This window comes from Streptomyces griseus subsp. griseus (genome assembly GCF_003610995.1).
GTDB lineage: Bacteria > Actinomycetota > Actinomycetes > Streptomycetales > Streptomycetaceae > Streptomyces.
In genome coordinates, this window is record NZ_CP032543.1 from 898,756 (window position 1) to 920,575 (window position 21,820).

A 21,820-nucleotide genomic window follows, 5' to 3' on the forward strand; every position below is an offset into this window, starting at 1 on the left:
GTTCGGAGAAGCGGTGGTGGTGCTGGGCGGTGCGGGCGGGGTCAGGAGGAGTGGAAGGGCAGGCCCGCGTCGGCGGCCAGCTCCAGGTCGTCGGGGTCGGACGGCGGCAGCAGGGTGGCGGAGCCGTCGGTGACGGGGACGACCCCCAGCTCCAGCAGCTCGGCCATGGCGGCGCTGCCCGCCATGTCGCGGACCTGGAGCTGGTAGCGGGCGGTGGTGCGGTAGGCGCCGCCCGCGTCGTCGCCGGTGCGCTGGAGGAAGCCGGATTCGGTGAGGAAGGCGACGGCCTTGCCGATGATGCCGGTGGTGGATCCGGCGAGGCGGCGGGCGTCCTTGGTGGCCCCGGTGGAGCTGCGCCGGGCGTAGACGCGCCAGCCGGATTCGAGGCCGGGGGCGTCGGTGGCGGGGTCGGTGTTGTCGCCCTGCTCCTCGGCGCGCTCCTCGAGACGCCGGCAGGCCTGGCGCACGAAGGCGTCGACACCGTTGACCGTGATGCGGCCGATGTAGGCGTCGTCGGCGAGGTCCTCGGGGCGGGGGAAGGCGAGGGCGGCGACGGCCAGATGGGCGAGGCCGTGGAGGAAGCGGTCGGCGGCGTCGGAGGAGGCGCGGCGGGCGTAGTCGCCCATGCGGACGGCGAAGACGGAGTCCTCGCCCGCCGTGACGGCCATCCCGGCGCGCGGGGAGACCTCCAGGACGATGAGGCCGAGCCCGGTGGCGACGGCGTCGGCGAGCCGGGCGAAGGCGCTCTCCTCCCGGTAGCGGCGGAGCAGGTCGGCGTATTCGGCGTCACGGGCGGGCAGCAGCTTGGGCTGGAGCCCGAAGGAGACCAGCCGGGCGGCGTCGGCGGCGTCGGCCGGGGTGACGGAGCCCTGGCCGGTGGGCTCGGCGGTGTGCGGCTGCGTGGCGTCGCCCGCGTACGCCGTGGAGGAGCCCGCGTACGTCGTCGAGGAGGCGGCGTACGCGGAGGGCTCGGTCCACGCGTCGGGGTGCTCGGCGTCGTGGTCGCTCACGGCTGGGACTCCTCGGTACGGGACAGGTGGGGGTGCGCGGGACGGACGGGGCCGGTCATGAGGCCTCCTTGCGGTCCGCGGCCATTCCGGCGGCGTCCAGCAGGGCGGTGCCCACGATGAGGTCGGCGCCGCCGAACTCGGGGTCGTCCAGCTCGGTGCCGTCGTCCACCGCGAACAGCAGGCGGCGCTCGCCCTGGCGGTAGGCGGTGCCGACCGGCGGGCTGGCCGCGTGGACGGCGAGCAGGGCGACCAGGTAGGGCAGCTCGGAGTCGCTGCGGCGGGCCTCGGCGAGCAGCCCGGAGAGTCTGCGCGGGGCGTCGTGCTCCAGGTCGAGAAGGGCCATGGCGCTGCTCAGCTGGGCGTCGCTGAAGCGGCTGTCGTCCGGCGTGGCGATCAGCTCCGGCTCGGGCATCTCCATACCGAGGTGCTCCCGCTCCAGCGGCGGGGTCAGCAGCATGTCGACGAGGTCGCCGACGCGGACCGAGGTGGGGGTGCGCAGGCCGGTGCCGTGGGTGAAGAAGGCGTCGGTGGCGCGGGTGGACTGTTCGACGGGGAGCGGGAGGAGCGGGGCGAGGAGCTGCCCGTACAGATCGAGGCCCGCGTGGGCGGTCGGGGTGGCGAACGCCTGCCGGTCCTGCTCGGCGCGGAAGAGCGGCCCGGCCTCCAGCAGCCGGGACTGGAGCTGGGTGTGGCGGCGGATGCAGTCCTTGACGATGTCGACCAGCTCGGCGGCCCGGCGCTTGCGCTCGGGGTCCTCGGCCTCGTCGCGCGCCTTGCGGATGTTGGTGAGGATCGCGTTCTCGTGGCGGTAGCGGTCGGCCACATGGTCCAGGGCTTCGGCGATCATGTCCGGGACGGTGGTGAGCCAGTCGACCGCGCGGACGTTGCGCCGGGTGGCCTCCAGGGTGCGGCGCAGCGTCTCGGCGTACTGCACGGTCCGGTAGCGGGCCTGTTCGGCGGCGAGCTGGGCGTCGGCGAGACGGCCCCGGCTGATCAGGACCTCCAGCTTGACCTCGGCGGCGATCTGGGCGCTGGTGACATCGGTGTCCAGGGCGCCGACGAGGACGTTGACCGCTTCGTCGGTGGCGCGGAGGTAGACCGTGCCGCCGTAGCCGGGGACCTCCTCGATCAGCTTGAAGTCGTAGTCCCGGCGGACGTAGACGCCGTCGGGGCCGAAGGTGCCGTAGACCGCGCGGAAGCCGCGGTCTACGCTGCCGACGTTGATCAGGTTCTCCAGGACCCAGCGGGCGACCCGTTCGTGCTCGGCGACCGGGCGGTCGGGGGCCTGGGCGCCGACGCGGGGCAGCAGCCTGGCCACTATCTGGTCGTGGTCGGCACCGGTGTCGAAGTCCATGTTGAGCGTGACGTGGTCGATCGCCGCGAGAGCCACCTCCGCCATGGCGTAGACCGTGTACTCACCGGCCAGATTCGCCTTGCGCACATCGAGGTCGTGCAGCGGGGCCGTGCACGCCAGCGCGCGCAGCCGCCGCGAGAGCCCCTCGTCGGCGGCCGGGCCCGGGCAGGCCTCGGCCCCGCGCTGAGCTGCGGCGCAGCGTTTTCCGTGTCGGCAGGCGAAGTCACGAGGGACAGATTAGGTCCTCGCACTGACAACGGTCGAAACGGCGTTTATGCGACCGGTGCGGGGCGGCTGTGTCACGGCTTCCGAGCGGCGCCGCGCGCCCCCGGTCACGCCCCCGCGGGCCCGTAGCCACCGCCGCCCGGCGTCCGCACCACCAGCACGTCACCGGCGGCCAGTTCGGCGGTGTCGCACCCCTCCAGCCGGTCGACGCCGCCGCCCGCCCGCTCGATGTGCTGCTCGCCGAGTGCCCCCGGCTCCCCGCCCTCCGCTCCGTACGGCGGGACCCGGCGGTGCCCGGAGAGCAGCGCCACCGTGACCGGCTCCAGGAAGCGGATCCGGCGCTCCACGCCCCCGCCGCCGTGCCACCGCCCCGCTCCCCCGCTGCCTTCCCGGACCGCGAAGCTCTCCAGGAGTACGGGCAGCCGCCACTCCAGGATCTCCGGGTCGGTGAGCCGGGAGTTGGTCATATGGGTCTGCACGGCGTCGGTGCCCTCGAAACCGTCGCCCGCGCCGGAGCCGCTGGCGACCGTCTCGTAATACTGGACGCGGTCGTTGCCGAAGGTGAGGTTGTTCATGGTGCCGGACCCCTCGGCCTGGCCGCCGAGCACTCCGTACAGGGCTCCGGTGACGGCCTGGGAGGTCTCCACATTGCCCGCGACGGTCGCCGCCGGGTAGGCGGGGTCAAGCATCGAGCCTGCCGGAATCCGCACGTCCAGCGGCTTCAGACAGCCGCTGTTGAGCGGGATGTCCTCCTCCACGAGGGTGCGGAAGACGTAGAGGACTGCGGCCGTCACCACCGAGCGGGGGGCGTTGGTGTTGCCAGGCTGCTGCGGCGAGGTGCCGGTGAAGTCGAGGACGGCGCCGCGGGCGTCGCGGTCGACGGTGAGCGCCACCTGGATGACGGCCCCGGCGTCGGTCTCGTAGCGGAAGCAGCCGTCGTGGAGCCGGGCGACGATCCGGCGTACGGACTCCTCGGCGTTGTCCTGCACGTGCCCCATGTAGGCCTGCACGACATCGGCCCCGAACTGGTCGGTCATGCGGCGGAGTTCCGCGATGCCCTTCTCGTTGGCGGCGATCTGCGCCCGGAGGTCGGCGAGGTTGGTGTCCGGGGAGCGGGAGGGGTACGGGGCGGAGGTGAGCAGTTCGCGGGTCTCGGCCTCACGGAGGTGGCCGTCGCGGACGAGGAGCCAGTTGTCGAAGAGCACGCCCTCCTCGTGGATCGTCCGGCTGAAAGCGGGCATGGAGCCGGGGGTGGTGCCGCCGATCTCGGCGTGGTGGCCGCGCGAGGCGACCAGGAAGCGGAGCCGGTCCGCCTCGAACACGGGGGTCACCACGGTGACATCCGGCAGGTGCGTGCCCCCGTGGTACGGGTCGTTGATGGCGTACACGTCGCCGGGGCGCAGGGTGCCCTCGTTGCGGCGGAGCACCTCCTTGATGGACTCCCCCATGGAGCCGAGGTGGACCGGGATGTGCGGGGCGTTGGCGATCAGGTTGCCGTCGGCGTCGAAGAGGGCGCAGGAGAAGTCGAGGCGCTCCTTGATGTTGACCGAGTGGGCGGTGTTCTCCAGGCGGACGCCCATCTGCTCGGCGATCGACATGAAGAGGCTGTTGAAGACCTCCAGCATCACCGGGTCCACGCGGGTGCCGACGGCCGTCCGCTCCGGACGGGGGCGGGCCCGGGTGAGCACCAGGTGCCCGGTGTCGCTGCCCGCCGCCTGCCAGCCGGGGTCGACGACGGTGGTGGCGTCGTCCTCGGCGACGACGGCGGGCCCGGGGACGGTGTCGGTGGGGTGGAGGTCCTCGCGGCGGTAGAGGGGGACCTGCCGCTCCCGGCCCTCGGCGTACATCGTCACGGTGTCACGGGGCTGGAGCGCGCCTTCGCGGGGTGCGGGGTCCCGGTGGTGCGAGCCGTGCTCCCCGCTGGTCCCCGTGGCCTCCACCGCTACGGTCTCGACGACGAGCGGCTTCTCCATCGTGAAGCCGAAGCGGGTGCGGTGGGCGGCGGTGAACTCCTCGCTCATCGCGGCCACCGAGCCCGGCGCCACGGCGAGCGCCGCGTCCGTCCCCGCGTACCGCAGCAGGATCCGGGCGCGCGCGGTGATCGCGGAATCGGGCACTCCGTCGGCGCGCAGGTCGTCCCGGGTCCGGTCGGCCAGCTCCGCGCCGAGCCGGTCGGCCCGTTCCCGTACGGTCTCGTCGAGTTCCGCCTCCACCGACTGCTCCCGCATCGCGGTGGCGTCGGCCAGGCCGATGCCGTACGCGGAGAGCACCCCGGCGAGCGGGGGTATGAGGACGGTGTCGATGGCCAGCGCGTCGGCGACGGCGCAGACGTGCTGGCCGCCCGCGCCGCCGAAGCCGGTGAGGGCGTAGCGGGTGATGTCGTGGCCGCGCTGCACGGAGATCTTCTTCACGGCGTTGGCCATGTTCAGCACGGCGATCTCCAGGAAGCCCGCCGCCACTTCGGCCTCGGCCGGCCGGTCCCCGGTGGCGCGCCCGATCTCGTCGGCGAGTTCCGTGAACCGTTGCCGTACGAGGCCGGCGTCGATCGGCAGGTCGCCGTCCGGGCCGAAGACGGCGGGGAAATGGGCGGGCTGGATGCGGCCGAGCATGACGTTGGCGTCGGTGACGGTGAGGGGGCCGCCGCGGCGGTAGCAGGCGGGGCCGGGTTCAGCGCCCGCCGAGTCGGGGCCGACCCGGTAGCGGCGGCCGTCGAAGTGGAGCAGGGAGCCGCCGCCCGCCGCGACGGTGTGGATGCTCATCATCGGGGCGCGCATCCGCACCCCGGCGACCTGGGTGCCGAGTTCGCGTTCGAACTCGCCCGCGTAGTGCGACACATCGGTGGAGGTGCCGCCCATGTCGAAGCCGATCACACGGTCGTGTGCGGCCTGTTGCGACGTACGGACCATGCCGACGACGCCCCTGCCGGGCCGGAGAGGACGGCGTCCTTGCCCCGGAACGCGGCGGCTGCACGCAGCCCTCCGTTGGACTGCATGAAGAGGAGCCGGATGCCCTCCAGCCGGGCGGCGACCTCGTCGACGTACCGGCGCAGCACGGGTGAGAGGTAGGCGTCGACGACGGTGGTGTCGCCGCGCGGGACGAGCCTGATCAGCGGGCTGACCTCGTGGGAGGTGCTGACCTGGGTGAACCCGGCCTCGCGGGCCGCTTCGGCGACGGCCCGCTCATGGGCGGGGTGGCGGTAGCCGTGCATCAGGACGACGGCGGCGCTGCGCAGCCCGTCGGCGCGGGCGGCGCGCAACTGCTCGCGTACGGCGTCGAGCTCCAGGGCTCGTACGGTGTGCCCTTCGGCGTCGATACGTTCGGGGACCTCGATCACGCGCTCGTGGACGGCCTCCGGAAGGACGATGTGGCGGTCGAAGAGGCGGGGGCGGTTCTGGTAGGCGATCCTCAGCGCGTCCCGGAACCCTTCGGTGACGAGCAGGACGGTCGGCTCGCCGCGCCGCTCCAGGAGGGCGTTGGTGGCGACGGTGGTGCCCATCCGGACGGCGGCGACCCGGTCGGCGGGCACGGGCTCACCGTCGCGGAGGCCGAGGAGCAGCCGGATTCCGGCGACGGCGGCGTCGTCGTAGCGGCCGGGGTCGTGCGAGAGGAGCTTGCGGGTGACCAGCCGGCCGTCGGGGCGGCGGCCCACGACGTCGGTGAAGGTGCCGCCCCGGTCGATCCAGAACTCCCAGCGTCCGGTCATGACGCCATTCTCTTCCGGCGGGAGCGGACCCGCAGGGAGAGACGACGGCCCCGAGGGGTGTCCGGCGGATCAGGACCGGACAGGCCACGGGGGCCGGTGCGGTGCGTCGCAGGGCGCTGGAACCTCCTCGTCGCGGAGTGGTTCGGGCGTTGCGGCAATGCTGCGAGGGATGGGGCCTGCCCTGCTCCGGCGAAGCCGAGAGCTCCGGGAAGTGCCAGGCGTCGCGGATCCGGTCAGGATCCGCCGGACACCCCCTGGTCCTGGAAAAGTGCCGCCAGCCGGGGCAGGTGGAGGCGCGCGGCGTCGGCGTCCTCCGCGTCCCAGTTCTCCCCGCCCGGCTCCCCGGTGCCTGCTCGGCCCCGGTCGGCCGCCTCCACGGCCGCGTGGAATCCGTCGGCCGCGCCCCCGGCCCGGGCGTAGGCCTCCTTGACCTGCCCGGCCAGCGACTCGTAGCCGATCCAGCCGCTCTCCCCTCGGCTCATCCGGACCACCACGGGCAGCCCCGCCAGCGAGTCCGGGTCGGCCACCGCACGGGTGAAGACCTCCCGCCCGAGCAGGACGAGCCCGTCGCGGAAGTCCGTGAAGCCGTCGTCACCGCAGCCGCCCTCGATGAGGTACGCCGCGTTCCACAGGGGCCACCGATAGGCCGACGCGGTCACCTCGTACGCCGTCACGGCGAAGTCGACGATCCTCACGGGCTCCAGGGCCGCGAGCACACCGGTCAGCGCGCCCGGCAGCGGATCGTCGGGCGGGTCCCGGTCGTCCGCCCGGTCCCCCGCGGCCTCTCGGGCCTGTCCGACGAGCCCCCACCACTCGTTGATGTCCATGGTGGGAAGCGTAGGTGGGGGGTCTGACAACGCCCTCTCCTACGCGAGTCTCACGGTCAGAGCGCCGATGCGTCCGGTCCGATCCGGCTCCGCACCGCCGTCTGCACCTCGGCCTCCTCGGCCGGGTCGGCGGCGAGGCGGCGCAGCCGTTCGGCGACGCGGATGTCCCCGGTCTCGGCGTGCAGGGCGGCCACCTCGCGGGTGGTCTCCTCGCAGTCCCACAGGCACTCCACCGCGAAGCCGGTCGCGAAGGACGGATCGGTGGCGGCGAGGGCCCGGGCGGCCCGGCCCCGCAGGTGCGAGGAGGACGTCTCGCGGTAGACGTGGCGCAGTACGGGGGCGGCGCAGGCGATGCCGAGGCGGCCGGTGCCGTCCACGAGGGTCCAGAGCCGGGGGGCGTCGGGGCCGTCGCCGCGTACGGCCTCCCGCAGCGCGCCGAGGACTTGGGGAGCGTCCTGGGCGGTGCCGCGGCAGGCGAGGATTCCGGCGGCCGAGGCGCCGAGGGCGTCGGGGCGCCTGGCCCAGCGCCGGGCGCGTTCCACGGCCTCGTCCCCGCACATCCGCTCGAAGGCGGCGACGGCCGCGTCGGCGACGGTGCGGGAGGGGCTGAGGGCGGCGGACTCGATGAGGTCGAGGACGGCGGGGTCGGCCGCCTCGGCGAGGTAGTGCAGGGCGGCGCAGCGGGCGCCGTCGGAGCCGTCGCGGGCGGCCTCGATAATCTGGAAACGGTCGTCGGGTCCGGCGACGGCGGAGAGGCAACGGGCTGCGGGGACGTGCAGTTCGCTGCCGCGTTCCAGGGCTTGCTGGGCCCAGTCGAAGACGGCCTGGACGCTCCAGCCGGGGCGCGGGCCGCCGGGGCGCAGCTGCCGCTGCCATCGGTCGAACGAGCCCTGTTCGGTGGCGGCCCGCACCCGGGCGCCGACCGCTTCGCGCGGGTCGTCGGCCCAGAGCCGCCAGGGGCGCGGCTCGAAGGAGTCGCGTACGGCGGCGGCGAGTTCGGCGGCGCCTTCCTCGGTGGCCGGAAAACGCCCCAGGACGGGCAGGGCGAGGGAGCGCAGGCCCGCGTCGTCGTCGCGCAGGGCCAGCTCGTCCAGGGCCCAGGCCCAGTTGGCTCCGGTGGCCGCGTAGCGGCGGAGCAGCGCCAGGGCGTCGTCGCGCCCGTAGGAGGCGAGGTGGCCGAGGACGGAGAGCGCGAGGCCGGTACGGGAGTCGTCGGTGTCCGTGTGGTCGTCGGGGTCGCCGAGGTGGCGCTCGATCTCTTCGATGCCGCCGTCGAGATCCAGATACAGGCGTGCGTAGTAGAGGGAGCGATTCTCCACCTGCCAGTCGTGACGGGGGTCGCTCACGACGCAGTGGTTGAGGGCCGCGAGGGCCTCGGGGCGCGGTGCGGCGAGCGCGTGGAGCGTGCCGTCGCCACGGCCCCTCTGCAGCAGGCCGAGCAGGGTCCCGCTCGGCGCTATGAACGGATCGAACATGGGAGAAAGCCTCACATCAAGCTGTCGACGCAACCGGGACTGTGCAGTGCCCCGTGCCCCGGGGGCACGAGGGGGTGTCCGGGGACACTCCTACGCCGCGCAGCGACATGATCGGCCGACCGCCGTCTTGTGCCTGGTGTAGACCATCTTCCTCTGCCTCTCGTCGGTGGCCCGAAACGGACCCGCGACGTCATGATGACCCAGCCATTTCGCCACCGCGACCACATTTACGACGGACCGGTCAGCGGACCCCTCGGCGGACATGCCCGCAGGCGCGCCCGCCCGCGTCTCAACGGGCACCGAAGCGTTCCAGCAGGTCGGCCTTGCCGAACATCTGGGCCGTGTCCCGCGCGGACGGCGTTCCGGCGGCGGGGTCGGCGCCTGCGGCGAGCAGGGCGTCGATGACGGCGTCCTCGCCCTTGAAGACGGCTCCGGCCAGCGGGGTCTGGCCACGGTCGTTGGCGCGGTCCGGGTCGGCGCCGCGGGCGACGAGGGCGGCGACCGCTCCGGCGTGCCCGTGGTAGGCGGCGAGCATGACCAGCGAGTCGCCCCGGTCGTTGGTGAGGTCGGCGGGGACGCCCGCGTCGACGTACGCGGCGAGCGCCTCGGTCTCGCCGGTGCGGGCCAGGCCGAAGACCTTGGTCGCCAGCTCGACCACCTCGGGATCGGGGGTTTCGCTCATCGCGCGGGCCGCCTTCCTCTGCCGTGCGCCGGCTCTCGCCGCCGCCGTTGACCGGGGGGTGTACGGCACGGGGCCGTACGAGTGAACCGACAGGGTACTGCTCCGGGTCGGACATGACCGGGCCCGGTGACGGCAAAAGATCACCGCGGGGGGGTTCCTGCCCGGCACGGACCGCGACATACCGCGCGCGGACCACAGGTTCCCGTCGGCCAATCAAGTGAAAATGATACTTATTCACTCCATTGCACCTTTTATCGCATAGATACTTCGCGTGATCCTGGAAGGACTCATGGTGACTGTCCCCTCAACCAGGAGATCCGCTCATGATCCTTTCCATCTCGGGCGTGGTACTGCTCGCCATCGTCGTCTTCCTGTTCTTCAAGAAGGACGGGCTCAAGGCGTCCCACGCCATCGTCTGCGCGCTGTTCGGCTTCTACCTGGCCGGCACCGCGATCGCGCCGAGCATCACGGCAGGCGGGGCGAGCCTCGCCGGTCTGCTGGGCGGGATCAAGTTCTGACGCTCCGCAACCGCTCCCACCCCTTCAGGAGACAGCTGTGGCCCGGCGACCACTCCCCCGCATTCTGAGCAGCGGCAGCGCTTCGATCACTCGCAGCAGAGAGATCGCGCGCACGGCCGCCGACAGCGCCACCGATGTGCTCCATCCGCTGATCACGATCCTGCGTGGTCTGCGGCTGCTGGCCGTGTCCGGCCGGCAGAAGTGGGCCGCGACACCCAAGGAACGGCGTGGTCCCAAGCTGTTCCTCGCCGCGGCCTGCGTACTCGCCGTGGCGCTCGTGCCGTACGGGCCGATCCTGGCCCTGATCACGGTGATGGGCGCCGCCGCGTGGAAGGGGCGGGAGCGGACCCCCGTGAAGACCGGCCCGGACGAGGCGGAGTCCACCCGCCTGCGCGCCCTGTACGAGGCGCTCGTGCCGTACTTCTCGGTGCCCGACGACCCCGACCCGCTCTTCGCCCACGGCGGCGACTGGGAGAAGGCCTTCGACGGGTACGCCTTCGACGGCGACGGGCGCCTCACCCGTCTCCGGGTCTCCTACCCGGCGTACTTCCCGGACGGCGAGGCCGCCGCGCGGTCCCGGATCGAACAGCTGCTGCACACGAAGTCGGGGCGCGGCCGCGAGTACCACTTCGCCTGGGACGAGGAGGCCAACCGCCTCGTCATGACCGTCCCGGCCCCCCTGTCGACCTCGATCGCCGCCCAGCGCTTCGTCACCGCCCCCGGGGAGACGGTCCTCGGGTTCACCGACCCCGACGCGGTCCGGCGCACCGTCCCGGTCCGCGACGGCGACACGACCGTGGACGCCTCCCCCGTCATCTGGCGGACCGGCAACCGCTCCACCGAGCCCCACCTGCTGGCCGTCGGACAGCCCGGCAGCGGCACCACCACCCTGGTCCGCTCCATCGCCCTCCAGGCCCTCCAGCAGGGCGACGTCCTCGTCATCGACGGCAGCGGGACCGGCGAGTACGGCGCCCTCACCGGGCTCACCGGGGTCCTCGCCGTCGAATCCGGCCTGGGCGGCGCGCTGGCCACCCTGGAGTGGGCGGCGCACGAGACGGAGCGGCGCCTGATCTTCACCAACCGGGCGCGGCAGGGCGGACACCCCGTCCCCGAGGACGTCAAGCGCCCGCTCTGGATCCTGCTGGACCGTCCCGGCGTCCTCGGTCACCTCGCGGCGGCCGACGGCCGGACCGACCCGCTGGAGCTGCTCCAGGTGCCCCTGCGGCACGGCCGGGCGGCCGGGGTGACGGTGGTCCTGGCCGACCAGCTCGACGCCCTGGAGGGCCTCACGGAGACCGTACGGACACACACCCGGGCCCGCGTCGTCCTCGGCCCCGCGTCCCGCGAGCAGATCACCGCCGTGCTGGGCGCCGAGCCGAACACCACCCCGCCGCCGGAGGTCCCGGCCGGCCGGGGGTACGCGCGGCTGGGCACCGGGCCGGTCCTGCGCCTCCAGGTCCCGGCGACCCCGGACCCGTACGACGACGCCACGAGCGAGGCCCACCGGCAGGCGGTGCTGGACGTGCTGCCGGAGCGGCCGGGCGCCGCCGCGCGGCCGGCTCCCGAGCCTGAGGCACCGGCCGACGGTGCCCGCGACGGCGAGGACACCGCTCAGGTTCCGGTGGCCGTGGAGGCCTTGCCGACCGGGCAGCTCGCCAAGGCTCAGGCGGCGATCGCGGAGGGATGAGCCCCGGGCCGCAGGGAGGGCGCAGCGGGCGGGGAGACGGGCCGGACAGCCCGCTCCCCGCCCGCAAGCGTTCCCGTACCCGCAGGCCCCTCAGGCCCCTCAGGCCCCTCAGGCCACGAAGCTCCGTGGTGCGTCCGCCCCGGCACCCGCGCCCGAACGCACCAGCTCCACCGCGGCGGCGAGCCGCACCGCCGCCTCCTCCGCGACCGGGCCGCCCACCGTGAACGGCAGCCGCACATAGCCCTCGAACGCCCCGTCCACCCCGAACCGCGGTCCCGAAGGCACCCGTACGCCGACGCGCTCGCCCGCCACCGCCAGCCGGGAGCCGGAGAGGCCGCCCGTACGCACCCAGAGGGTGAGCCCGCCGCGCGGCACCGCGAACTCCCACTCCGGCAGCTCCCGGCGCACCGCCGCGACCAGCTCGTCGCGGTTCTGGCGCGCCTGGTCCCGGCGGATCTCGACCGCCTGCTCCCAGCCCCCCGTACCCATCAGCCAGTTGATGGCGAGCTGCTCCAGGACCGGGGTGCCCATGTCGGCGTAGGCGCGGGCGGAGACCAGGGAGCGGATGACGTCCGGGGCCGCCCGGACCCAGCCGATCCGCATCCCGGCCCAGAACGCCTTGCTGGCCGAGCCGACGGTGAGGACCGTGCTGCCGGCCGGGTCGAAGGCGCAGACCCGGCGCGGCATGGCGGTGTCGGGGTCCAGACGGAGTTCGGTCATCGTCTCGTCGACGACCAGGACGGTGCCGGCGGAGCGGGTGGCGTCGACGAGGTCCCGGCGCTGCTGCTCGTCGGCGAGCGCACCGGTCGGGTTGTGGAAGTCGGCCACCACATAGGCGAGCCGGGGCGCGGAGTCCCGCAGCACCTGGCGCCAGCGGTTCATGTCCCAGCCGCCGATGCCCTCCTCCATGGCGACCGGGACGAGGCGCGCGCCCGTCTCGCGCATCAGCTGGAGGATGTTGGCGTACGAAGGGGACTCGACCGCGATCCGTTCACCGCGGCCCGCGAAGAGGTGGCAGATGGCGTCGATGGCGCCCATCGCCCCGGTGGTGACCATGATCTGTTCGGGCATGGTCGGGATGCCGAGCGCGGTGTAGCGGTCGGCGATCATCCGGCGGAGCGCGGGCAGCCCGGCCGGGTAGTCGCCGTGCGTGTGGGCGTACGGAGGCAGCTCCTCCACCGCGCCCTGGAACGCCCGGGTCAGCCAGGGCTCCGGGGCGGGCAGGGAGGCGCAGCCCAGGTCGATCATGGAGCCGAGCGACTCCGGGGGCAGTGGTTCCAGACCCCGGGCGGGCAGCGGGTTCCCGGCCGGGACGGCGGTCCAGCTGCCCGCGCCGCGCCGTGACTCCAGGAACCCCTCCGCGCGCAGCGCCTCGTAGGCGGCGGCGACGGTGGTGCGGCTGACGGAGAGGGCGAGGGCCAGCTCGCGTTCGGCGGGCAGCCGGGCGGCGACCGGGACCCGGCCCTCCAGGACGAGGAGGCGTACGCCGTCGGCGAGCGCACGGTAGGCGGGCGGCTTCCGTCCTGCGGGGCCGGTGGGCCGGGGCTGCTGGGCCTGGAGCTGCCGGGCGAGCTGAGCCGCTCCCACGGTCGAAGTCCACTGCACCATCGAAATCAGTCCACCTTCCTCGAATTGGCCATACCTGGTGGCCGATCCCCTGCCACAGAGTGACACGCAGCAGTCCACCACCACCACACCAGGAGGCAATACGTGTCCAGCACCTCCGCCCGTGGCACCACCCACCTCCCCCGGCGGCTGGTCCAGCTGTACGCGGGTCTGACGCTGTACGGGGCGAGTTCGGCGCTCCTCGTCCGCGCGGAACTCGGTCTGGAGCCGTGGGGCGTCCTGCACCAGGGCCTCACCGAGCTGACCGGCATCTCGATCGGCGTCGTCTCGATCATCGTCGGCGCGATCGTGCTGCTGCTGTGGATACCGCTGCGGCAGCGCCCCGGGCTCGGCACCGTCTCCAACGTCTTCGTGGTCGGCCTGGCCATGGACGGCACGCTCGCCCTCGTCGGCGACATCGACGGCTACGGGCTCCGCATCCCGGTGATGGTCCTGGGCATCGCGCTGAACGGGGTGGCGACCGGGCTCTACATCGCGGCCCGCTTCGGCCCCGGTCCGCGCGACGGGCTGATGACCGGGCTCCACCGGGTCACGGGCCGCTCCATCCGGCTGGTCCGTACGGCGATCGAGGTGGCCGTCGTCGTCACCGGCTTCCTGCTGGGCGGCTCACTGGGGGCCGGTACGGTCCTGTACGCCCTGGCGATCGGGCCGCTGGCCCAGCTCTTCCTGCGGGTCTTCGGACTTCCCGCACCCGCCACGCCGCCGGTCACCCCCGCGACTCCCGCCGGACCGGGCCCCGTTGCCACCCCTCCATCCGGGCAGGCCATACTGCCGCAGTGAAACCGAGCCGCCACCCCTATCTGGATCACGCGACACCCATTGCCTTCGCCCATCGCGGCGGTGCGGCGGACGGGGTGGAGAACACCGCGGCCGCCTTCCGCCGGGCGGCCGCAGCGGGCTACCGCTACTTCGAGACCGACGTCCACACCACGGCGGACGGCCGTCTCGTCGCCTTCCACGACTCCACGCTGGACCGGGTCACCGACGCCACGGGCCGGATCTCGGCGCTGCCCTGGAGCGAGGTGCGCCGCGCCAGGGTCGGGGGAACCGAGCCCCTCCCCCTCTTCGAGGAACTGCTGGAGGAGTTCCTCGAGGCCCGCTGGAACGTGGACGTCAAGGCGGAACCGGCCCTGGCACCCCTCCTGGAGCTGATCCGCAGGACGGACGCCTGGGACCGGGTCTGCGTCGGTTCGTTCTCCGAGGCCCGGGTGGCCCGCGCGCACCGTCTGGCGGGCCCGCGCCTGGCCACCTCGTACGGCGTGCGCGGCGTCCTGGGGCTACGGCTGCGCTCGTACGGGATCCCGGCCCCGCTGCGGGCGGGCGCGGTCTGCGCGCAGGTCCCCGAGCGGCAGAGCGGCATCCCGGTGGTCGACGCCCGCTTCCTCCGTACGGCGCACGCGCTCGGGCTCCAGGTGCACGTCTGGACGGTCAACGAGCCCGAACGGATGGCGGCACTCCTGGACCTCGGGGTGGATGGCATCATGACCGATCACATCGAGACGCTGCGTACGGTGCTGAGCGAGCGAGGGGCCTGGGCCTGACGCCGGGCCCGTCCGCGTCCGCACGCGAGAACCGAGGGGGCGCGGGTTGAGCACCGGAACCGCAGGAACGACAGATCCGGCCGGAAATCCGCCGGGCGACGGGCCGGCGGCGGCCCGCAAGCGCGAGCAGCGCGGCTGGTACTTCTACGACTTCGCCTGCTCCGTCTACTCCACCAGCGTGCTGACCGTCTTCCTCGGCCCGTATCTGACGTCGATCGCCAAGGCCGCGGCCGGCCCCGACGGCTTCGTCCACCCGCTGGGCATACCGGTGCGCGCGGGCTCGCTGTTCGCGTACTCCGTCTCGGCCTCCATCGTGGTGGCCGTCGTCCTGATGCCGATCGTGGGCGCGGCGGCGGACCGTACGGGCCGTAAGAAGCCGCTGCTCGCGGCGGCCGCCTATACGGGTGCCGCGGCGACAGCGGGGATGTTCTTCCTGGACGGCCACCGCTACCTGCTGGGCGCGTTCCTGCTGATCGTGGCGAACGCGTCGATCTCCGTGTCGATGGTCCTGTACAACGCCTATCTGCCGCAGATCGCCGAGCCGGAGGAGCGCGACGCGGTCTCCTCGCGCGGCTGGGCCTTCGGCTACACCTCGGGCGCGCTGGTGCTCGTTCTCAACCTGATCCTGTACACCGGCCACGAGTCCTTCGGTCTCGCGGAGTCCGACGCGGTACGGATCTGCCTGGCGTCGGCGGGTGTGTGGTGGGGCGCGTTCACCCTCGTACCGCTGCGCAGGCTGCGCGACCGCCGGGTGGCACCGGACGGCGAGGGGGCGGTGGGTTCGGGCTGGAAACAGCTGAGAGCGACCCTGAAGGACATGCGGCGCCACCCGCTGACGCTCTCGTTCCTGCTCGCCTACCTGGTCTACAACGACGGCATCCAGACGGTGATCTCCCAGGCCTCGCTGTACGGCTCCGAGGAGCTGGGCCTCGACCAGACGACCCTGATCGTCGCCGTGCTGCTGGTGCAGATCCTGGCGGTGGCGGGGGCGCTCGGCATGGGCCGGCTCGCCCGGGTGTACGGCGCCAAGCGCACGATCCTGGGCTCGCTGGTCGTCTGGACCGCGATCCTGGTCTCCGCCTATGTGCTGCCGGCCGACGCGCCCGTCTTCTTCTTCGTTCTCGCGGCGGCCATCGGGCTGGTGCTGGGCGGCAGCCAGGCGCTGTCCCGCTCGCTCTTCTCCCATCTGGTGCCGCGCGGCAAGGAGGCCGAATACTTCTCGGCGTACGAGATGAGCGACCGCGGTCTGAGCTGGCTGGGGCCCCTGGTGTTCGGTCTGGCGTACCAGCTGACCGGCAGCTACCGGGAGGCGATCATCTCGCTGATCGTGTTCTTCGCCCTCGGCGCGGTGCTGCTCGCGCGGGTGCCCGTACGGCGTGCGATCACGGCCGCGGGCAATCCCGTGCCGGAGCGGATTTAGACGTTGAAGTGAAAGGGCGGTAGTATACGTCTTTGGCCTGCCCGGAGGACCGTCACTGCGAGTGTGAGCAGCTCAACCGTTGGGTGACAACGCTCGACAGAGGTGACAAACCGGGCAAGGGTGGGTACTCGACCCAAGACAAAGCAGCGGCACGAACGGGCGACGCATGACCGGCGACGGGAATCTTTGCCAGCGACCGGACGTTGACCGGATGACGACGACAGCGACATTTTGTCCTGTGGGCGACAAGCCCGGGAGGCACGATTCATGAGTGAGCGAGCTCTTCGCGGCACGCGACTTGTGGTTACCAGCTACGAGACGGACCGCGGCATCGATCTGGCCCCGCGCCAGGCGGTGGAGTACGCATGCCAGAACGGACATCGATTTGAGATGCCGTTCTCGGTGGAGGCGGAGATTCCGCCGGAGTGGGAGTGCAAGGCGTGCGGCGCCCAGGCACTCCTGGTGGACGGGGATGGCCCCGAGGAGAAGAAGGGCAAGCCTGCGCGTACGCACTGGGACATGCTCATGGAGCGGCGCACGCGTGAGGAGCTCGAGGAGGTGCTGGCCGAGAGGCTGGCGGTTCTGCGCTCCGGAGCCATGAACATCGCCGTGCACCCGCGGGACAGCAGGAAGTCTGCCTGACCGCATAGCGCCACCGCACTGAGCGCGACAACAGCACAGCACAAGAGCCGCGGGCCGTGACACAGGACATGTGTCACGGCCCGCGGCTCTTGGCGTGGCCGGAGAAAGCGTCCCGGTTCCGCGCGGACGCCCTCGCGCCCCTGGACCTCCGCCGTGTCGAGCGTGCGCCGTTCAACCTCATCGAACTCTTCGTCGGCGACCCCCGGGGTAGCGGACGTCAGGGAGTGAGCGGCGGGCGCGGTCCCTGGAAGTCGTCGTCGGAGCCGGAGGGGCGGGAGGGGGGCTGGTTGCCGTCCTCGCGGATGACCTCGCCCTGGACGACCTTTCCGTCCGGCCGGTGCATCCGGGCCTGCTGGAAGGCGTCCGAGAGGCCCCCCGGGGACGCGGCCCGCATCCGGCGCTCCAGGGACTGCTCGGCCCGGCGGCTGATCACCGTACGGACGGGCGGGACCAGCAGAAGGAGACCGGCCGCGTCCGAGATCAGGCCGGGGATCAGGAGGAGCAGGCCACCGAGCATCAGCAGCCCGTTGCCCTTGGACGCCTTTCCGCCGGTGACCTGCGGGGCCTCGGTGGCGCCGGGCTGACCGGGCATCTGCTGAAGGGTCTCGGTGAGGTTCTTGAAGGCGCGGCGCCCGGCGCGCTTGATCACCACGGTGCCGAGCACCGCTCCGGCGACCAGGAGCAGCAGGACGGTGAGGCCGCCGGCGGCCGAGGCGACCACGGTCAGGAGCCAGATCTCCAGGACCAGCCAGGCGGCCAGGGCCAGCGGCAGGAATCTACGGACGCGCGAGCGCCGGGGACGGATCGGGGGCGGGGTGCCGGTCGTCATGCCACCAGTGTGCCCGTAAGGAGGTGGAAGCGGCGTAAGGGGGTGATCATGGACCGCCCCGTACGCCGCCGGGTCAGGGTTTCTTGCGGCCCAGGACCTTGTTGGCGCGGGAGGTGACGCCCCAGCCGGTGACCCGCCAGAGCGCCTCGACGAGGATGTCCCGGCTCATCTTGGAGTCGCCGACCTCGCGGTCCACGAAGGTGATGGGGACCTCGACCACGTGGTAGCCGGCCTCGACGGAGCGGCGGGCCAGGTCGACCTGGAAGCAGTACCCCTGGGAGGCGACCTCGTCGAGCCCCAGGCCCTGGAGGGTCTCGGTCCGGAAGGCGCGGTAGCCGCCGGTGACGTCGCGGACGGAGAGGCCGAGGGCGAGGCGGGAGTAGAGGCTGCCGCCCCGGGAGATGACCTCGCGGCTCTTGGGCCAGTTGACGACCCGGCCGCCGGGCACCCAGCGGGAGCCGAGGACGAGGTCGGCGCCCTTGAGGGCGGTGAGCAGCCGGGGCAGCTCCTCGGGCTGGTGGGAGCCGTCGGCGTCCATCTCGACGAGGACGCCGTAGCCGTGCTCGGCACCCCAGGCGAAGCCCGCGAGGTAGGCGGCGCCGAGCCCTTCCTTGCCCTTGCGGTGCAGGACGTGGACCTGGCCGTCGGCGGCCGCGATCTCGTCGGCCGCCTTTCCGGTGCCATCGGGGCTGTTGTCGTCGGCCACCAGGATGTCGGCATCCGGCACGGCCGTGCGCACCCGGTCGACGATCGGCCTGATGTTCTCGACCTCGTTGTAGGTCGGAATGATCACCAGGACCTTGCCGAGCGGGCCGAACTGCCTCTGACCGCCGTCGTTCACTACTGCCCCTTAGAGTCCGTACACAGGGGGACACCATATCCAGCGCGAGGCCACCGGAGTTCTCCCCGGTCGCGCGGGCGTGTGGCACAGGCCGGGCAGATGGCCGGAACTGGGGACAGAACCGCGGACGGAACTGCGGATCGGGGCCCGGCGCCCTTCGGGCCGACCTGGGACCCGCTGGCTGCGGGTCGACCGAGAGCCGTTGTCTACTGAACGTCCGGGCCCCACCCGGGTCGCACCCTCCGTCCGGCTGAAACCTTCCCTCGCCCCCGAGGCGCGGGCGCTGAACCTGGCTGTCAGTGGTGGTGCGCCGGTGCGGCACACCACCCCATGACCCAGCGGCGTTCGACGACTGCGTGGAGGTTTAACCGGTCGGACGTCCTGTGGTGGACCCGGCCGAACCTACCGGCCCGTGGGCGCGTTCTGTCAACACCCGCGCGACCTGCGGCTTTTGCCCAAAATGCCTGGTCAGTGCCGGAGATCCGCAGGTCGTGAACGCGTGACCGAGCCATCGATCGGCGGTACGGAATCGCCCGACGTCACTCGTTCGGTCGTACGTAGACCGTATGTCCGGAGACCACCGTCCGCAGGCAGACGGGCAGTTCGGCGCCGGGCGTGAGATCCGGCAGGCCGGGCGTGCCGGAGCGGGGGTCGGTGGACCACCGGGCGACCCGGTCGTCGGGCGCCTGGACCAGGAGTTCGGTGGTCCGCCAGACGGCGTAGTCGGCCGGTGCGCCCGGCACGAGGAGCCCCGCGTCGTCGCGGCCGATGGCCCGCCAGCCGCCCCGGGTGTGGGCGGTGAACCCGGCCCGGACGGAGATGCGGTGCTCAGGGGTGCGGTGGTGGGCGGCGGCCCGCACGGTCCCCCAGGGATCGAGGGGGGTGACCGGGCTGTCGGAGCCGAAGGCGAGCGGCACTCCGGCCCGCAGGAGGGCGGCGTACGGGTTCAGGGTCGCCGCCCGCTCCGCGCCGAGCCGCTGGGCGTACATCCCCTCCGGGCCGCCCCAGGCGGCGTCGAAGGCGGGCTGGACGGAGGCGGTGAGGCCCAGCTCGGCGAAGGCGGCGATCGTCTCGGGGGTGAGCATCTCGGCGTGCTCCACCCGGTGGCGGGCCGCGCGGACCCGGGCGAGGCCGAGCGTCTCGGCGGCGGCCCGGACGCCCTCCACGACGGCGGAGACGGCCGCGTCGCCGATGGCGTGGAACCCCGCCTGGAGGCCGGCCTCGGTGCAGGCCGTGACATGGGCGGCGATCCGGGCGGCGTCCAGGTGGGCGGTGCCGGTCTGCGGGTCGTCGGCGTACGGCTGGTGCAGGCAGGCGGTGTGCGAGCCGAGGGACCCGTCCACGAAGAGGTCGCCGGCCGCTCCGATGGCGCCGAGCTCCCGGATGCGGCGGGCGCCCTTCTCGTCGGCGATCTCCTCCGCCCAGAGGCCGAAGACCCGGGGGCCCGGCCGTTCGGCGGCGAGGGCCAGGAGCGCGGTGAAGTCGTCCTCGTCGGAGATCTCGGGCCCGCCGCACTCGTGGAGGGTGCCGATGCCGAGGGAGGCGGCGTGGTCGAGTGCGGCGCGCTGGGCGGCACCCCGCTGGGCGGGGGTGAGCGCACCGTGTGCGGCGGCCCGTACGGCGTGGTGGGCGTCGCCGGTCAGCGGCGCGTCGGGGTGGTAGCCGGCCATCGCGGTGACGCCGGGGACGAGGTCCAGCAGGGCGGTGGTGACGACGGCGGAGTGCACGTCGATGCGCGGCAGGTACAGGGCCCGGCCGCCGGCCGCCTCGTCGAGTTCGGCGCGCGAGGGGTGCCGCTGTTCGGGCCACCGCGCGGCGTCCCAGCCGTGGCCGAGCAGGACGTCGGTGGCGGCGTGCCGGTTCGCGAACGCACGGACGAGGCCGAGGGCTTCGGGGAGCGTACGGGCGTCCGAGAGGTCCAGGCCGGTGAGGGCCAGGCCGGTGGCGGTGGTGTGGACGTGGGCGTCGGTGAACGCCGGGGTGACCAGGGCGCCCTCCAGGTCGACCACCTCGTCGACGCCGCTCGCGAAGGCGTCGGCGGCCCCTTCGGAGCCCACCCAGGCGACATGCCCGCGCTCCACGACCATCGCGGTGGCGAACGGGTCGGCCGGGCTGTGGACGTCTCCCCCGCGCAGCAGCAGGGTGCGGTGGTCGGGGGGGCTCTGGGGGGCGGTGCTCTCGGTCATGGGACCAGTCTCGCGCCTGCCGGGTCCCGGCAGGCGCGTGGCCCCCCTCAGACGCGCGGGGGCCGCGCCTCGTACGGGGTGGACAGGACGACGGTCGTACGCGTCGAGACGCCGGCCAGCGAGCGGATCCGGGTGAGCAGGTGCTCCAGCTCCAGCGGGGTCGCCACGCGCACCTTGAGGATGTAGTTCTCGTCCCCGGCCACGCTGTGGCAGGCCTCCAGCTCGGGCACCCCGGCGAGCCGCTCCGCGATGTCGTCGGGCGCGCTGGGGTCGAACGGCTTCACCGAGATGAACGCGGTGAGGGGCAGCCCGACGGCCTCGGGGTCGACCACCGCGGCATAGCCGCGGATCACCCCGCGCTGCTCCAGCCGGCGAACGCGCTGATGAACGGCCGAGGTGGACAGGCCGGTGGCCTTGCCCAGGTCGGTGTAGCTCATCCGCCCGTCCTTGACGAGCAACTCCACAATCTGACGGTCCAGCTCCTCCATGCGGATCAACCTATGGCCCCAGGTGCCTGTCGGCACAGTCGCGCGGGGTCTCGGAACGGCACCTGCGGGGGGCGTGTGACGAAGACCACAGACCTACGGGTCGGTAGCAGGCCCCCTCGCGGTTATCGGCCGCACACGGAGGGAAGTGCTTGCTGTGGTCGAGGCCGTGGCGCTGTGCCGGCCCACCCGAGGGGGGAAGATCCCATGCAGAGCATCAAGCTCACCGGACGTACCGAACCGGAGCCTGTCGATCCCGACCAGGACGAAGGCGCCGACGTGTACGACATGTTCGAGATGTTCCGGGTGGTCTGCCCGGACTGCGCCCAGCCGATCGCGCTGCTGGCCGACGAGGACGTGCTGCCGGAGCACGCCCGGTGCCCCACCCCGTGGAACCCGTTCGTGCTCACCGTCTGCTCCGGTACCGGCCGCGTCGCGGCGGACGCCCGGCCCGCCGACGAGACGCTGGACCCCCAGGAGCAGGAGGCCGCGCTGCTGCTGACGCTCCCCCAGGGACTCGACTGGCGGATGCAGCCCTTCTCCCACGCCGGTGGTCCGGGCTCCCGCCCGCTGCGGGTGGACCGGCTGCGGCGAGAGGCCGCCTGAGCCGCTGCCGCCGGCCCTGGAGGACGCCCCGGGCGGGTGGCTCCAGGGCACCCGCCGAACTGGCACTCGGTTCGCGACGGCAGTGACCCGCGCCCGCCCCGGCGCGTTCACCCCGTATGACGACGCTGCACTCACCAGTCGGCTCGGGGCGCCGCCGGCTCGC

The 21,820-nt window shown here is 73.1% G+C and carries 16 protein-coding genes and 2 pseudogenes; 7 read left to right on the top strand and 11 right to left on the bottom strand.

The genetic code is table 11. The features are described 5' to 3' along the window. Window positions 1-41: 41 nt before the first annotated feature. From D6270_RS04115 to D6270_RS04145, 6 genes and pseudogenes are all read right to left on the bottom strand, one after another. Window positions 42-1,010 carry a hypothetical protein gene (locus D6270_RS04115; protein WP_109166688.1) on the bottom strand — a complete coding sequence of 323 codons (969 nt, stop codon included), beginning with the start codon at window positions 1,008-1,010 and terminating at the stop codon, window positions 42-44. 55 nt (window positions 1,011-1,065) lie between these two features. Beyond that, window positions 1,066-2,591: pseudogene (locus tag D6270_RS04120) on the bottom strand (hypothetical protein). A 105-nt stretch (window positions 2,592-2,696) separates the two neighbouring features. Beyond that, window positions 2,697-6,292, bottom strand: a pseudogene (locus D6270_RS04125) (hydantoinase B/oxoprolinase family protein). 233 nt (window positions 6,293-6,525) lie between these two features. Beyond that, window positions 6,526-7,119 (bottom strand): DUF4240 domain-containing protein, encoded by a 594-nt coding sequence (locus tag D6270_RS04130; protein ID WP_109166685.1) that lies wholly within the window; start codon window positions 7,117-7,119, stop codon window positions 6,526-6,528. 56 nt (window positions 7,120-7,175) lie between these two features. Further along, the gene (locus D6270_RS04135) at window positions 7,176-8,594 is read right to left on the bottom strand and encodes a HEAT repeat domain-containing protein (protein WP_109166684.1); all 1,419 of its coding nucleotides are present in this window, start codon (window positions 8,592-8,594) and stop codon (window positions 7,176-7,178) included. Window positions 8,595-8,883: 289 nt separating this feature from the next. Then, complete coding sequence (locus tag D6270_RS04145) at window positions 8,884-9,276, bottom strand: ankyrin repeat domain-containing protein (RefSeq protein WP_109166682.1); 393 nt, start codon at window positions 9,274-9,276, stop codon at window positions 8,884-8,886. A gap of 323 nt (window positions 9,277-9,599) precedes the next feature. Here D6270_RS04145 and D6270_RS04150 point away from each other — a divergent pair, with 323 nt between their 5' ends. Then, the gene (locus tag D6270_RS04150) at window positions 9,600-9,794 is read left to right on the top strand and encodes a hypothetical protein (protein ID WP_003970432.1); all 195 of its coding nucleotides are present in this window, start codon (window positions 9,600-9,602) and stop codon (window positions 9,792-9,794) included. A gap of 37 nt (window positions 9,795-9,831) precedes the next feature. Then, entirely contained in the window at window positions 9,832-11,481 is a 1,650-nt protein-coding gene (locus tag D6270_RS04155; RefSeq protein WP_109166681.1) for a hypothetical protein, read from the top strand. A 108-nt stretch (window positions 11,482-11,589) separates the two neighbouring features. On the opposite strand, the gene D6270_RS04160 is transcribed toward D6270_RS04155, so the two are convergent. Continuing rightward, complete coding sequence (locus tag D6270_RS04160) at window positions 11,590-13,089, bottom strand: SCO1417 family PLP biosynthesis transcription factor (protein ID WP_109166680.1); 1,500 nt, start codon at window positions 13,087-13,089, stop codon at window positions 11,590-11,592. Window positions 13,090-13,191: 102 nt separating this feature from the next. On the opposite strand from D6270_RS04160, the gene D6270_RS04165 reads away from it, so the two are divergent. From D6270_RS04165 to D6270_RS04180, 4 genes are all read left to right on the top strand, one after another. After that, a complete protein-coding gene (locus tag D6270_RS04165; RefSeq protein ID WP_109166679.1) occupies window positions 13,192-13,887 on the top strand; it encodes a membrane protein YczE in 696 nt (231 codons plus the stop codon). Beyond that, window positions 13,884-14,648, top strand: coding sequence for a glycerophosphodiester phosphodiesterase family protein (locus D6270_RS04170; protein WP_109166678.1), 765 nt, complete (start codon window positions 13,884-13,886; stop codon window positions 14,646-14,648). The genes D6270_RS04165 and D6270_RS04170 overlap by 4 nt, the downstream gene beginning before the upstream one ends. A gap of 46 nt (window positions 14,649-14,694) precedes the next feature. Continuing rightward, window positions 14,695-16,068 (top strand): MFS transporter, encoded by a 1,374-nt coding sequence (locus D6270_RS04175; RefSeq protein WP_109166677.1) that lies wholly within the window; start codon window positions 14,695-14,697, stop codon window positions 16,066-16,068. Between the two features lie 267 nt (window positions 16,069-16,335). Then, window positions 16,336-16,710 (top strand): RNA polymerase-binding protein RbpA, encoded by a 375-nt coding sequence (locus D6270_RS04180; protein WP_003959706.1) that lies wholly within the window; start codon window positions 16,336-16,338, stop codon window positions 16,708-16,710. A gap of 217 nt (window positions 16,711-16,927) precedes the next feature. On the opposite strand, the gene fxsA is transcribed toward D6270_RS04180, so the two are convergent. The 4 genes from fxsA to D6270_RS04200 all read right to left on the bottom strand — a co-directional run bounded on the left by fxsA (window position 16,928) and on the right by D6270_RS04200 (window position 21,054). Beyond that, window positions 16,928-17,539, bottom strand: a complete 612-nt coding sequence (gene fxsA / locus D6270_RS04185; RefSeq protein WP_109166676.1) for an FxsA family membrane protein — start codon at window positions 17,537-17,539, stop codon at window positions 16,928-16,930. 73 nt (window positions 17,540-17,612) lie between these two features. Beyond that, the gene (locus D6270_RS04190) at window positions 17,613-18,380 is read right to left on the bottom strand and encodes a polyprenol monophosphomannose synthase (RefSeq protein ID WP_109166675.1); all 768 of its coding nucleotides are present in this window, start codon (window positions 18,378-18,380) and stop codon (window positions 17,613-17,615) included. Window positions 18,381-18,919: 539 nt separating this feature from the next. Next, on the bottom strand, window positions 18,920-20,566 hold the full coding sequence (locus tag D6270_RS04195; RefSeq protein ID WP_109166674.1) for an amidohydrolase: 1,647 nt from the start codon (window positions 20,564-20,566) through the stop codon (window positions 18,920-18,922). A gap of 47 nt (window positions 20,567-20,613) precedes the next feature. After that, the gene (locus tag D6270_RS04200) at window positions 20,614-21,054 is read right to left on the bottom strand and encodes an Lrp/AsnC family transcriptional regulator (protein ID WP_018490165.1); all 441 of its coding nucleotides are present in this window, start codon (window positions 21,052-21,054) and stop codon (window positions 20,614-20,616) included. A 204-nt stretch (window positions 21,055-21,258) separates the two neighbouring features. On the opposite strand from D6270_RS04200, the gene D6270_RS04205 reads away from it, so the two are divergent. Then, complete coding sequence (locus D6270_RS04205) at window positions 21,259-21,657, top strand: hypothetical protein (protein WP_109166673.1); 399 nt, start codon at window positions 21,259-21,261, stop codon at window positions 21,655-21,657. Window positions 21,658-21,820 lie beyond the last annotated feature (163 nt).

Coding starts and splice junctions, on each gene's coding strand:
- D6270_RS04205 (WP_109166673.1), top strand. CDS start 21,259: ATGCAGAGCATCAAGCTCACCGGACGTACCGAACCGGAGCCTGTCGAT.
- D6270_RS04160 (WP_109166680.1), bottom strand. CDS start 13,089: ATGGTGCAGTGGACTTCGACCGTGGGAGCGGCTCAGCTCGCCCGGCAG.
- fxsA (WP_109166676.1), bottom strand. CDS start 17,539: ATGACGACCGGCACCCCGCCCCCGATCCGTCCCCGGCGCTCGCGCGTC.
- D6270_RS04200 (WP_018490165.1), bottom strand. CDS start 21,054: ATGGAGGAGCTGGACCGTCAGATTGTGGAGTTGCTCGTCAAGGACGGG.
- D6270_RS04180 (WP_003959706.1), top strand. CDS start 16,336: ATGAGTGAGCGAGCTCTTCGCGGCACGCGACTTGTGGTTACCAGCTAC.
- D6270_RS04135 (WP_109166684.1), bottom strand. CDS start 8,594: ATGTTCGATCCGTTCATAGCGCCGAGCGGGACCCTGCTCGGCCTGCTG.
- D6270_RS04150 (WP_003970432.1), top strand. CDS start 9,600: ATGATCCTTTCCATCTCGGGCGTGGTACTGCTCGCCATCGTCGTCTTC.
- D6270_RS04145 (WP_109166682.1), bottom strand. CDS start 9,276: ATGAGCGAAACCCCCGATCCCGAGGTGGTCGAGCTGGCGACCAAGGTC.
- D6270_RS04130 (WP_109166685.1), bottom strand. CDS start 7,119: ATGGACATCAACGAGTGGTGGGGGCTCGTCGGACAGGCCCGAGAGGCC.
- D6270_RS04195 (WP_109166674.1), bottom strand. CDS start 20,566: ATGACCGAGAGCACCGCCCCCCAGAGCCCCCCCGACCACCGCACCCTG.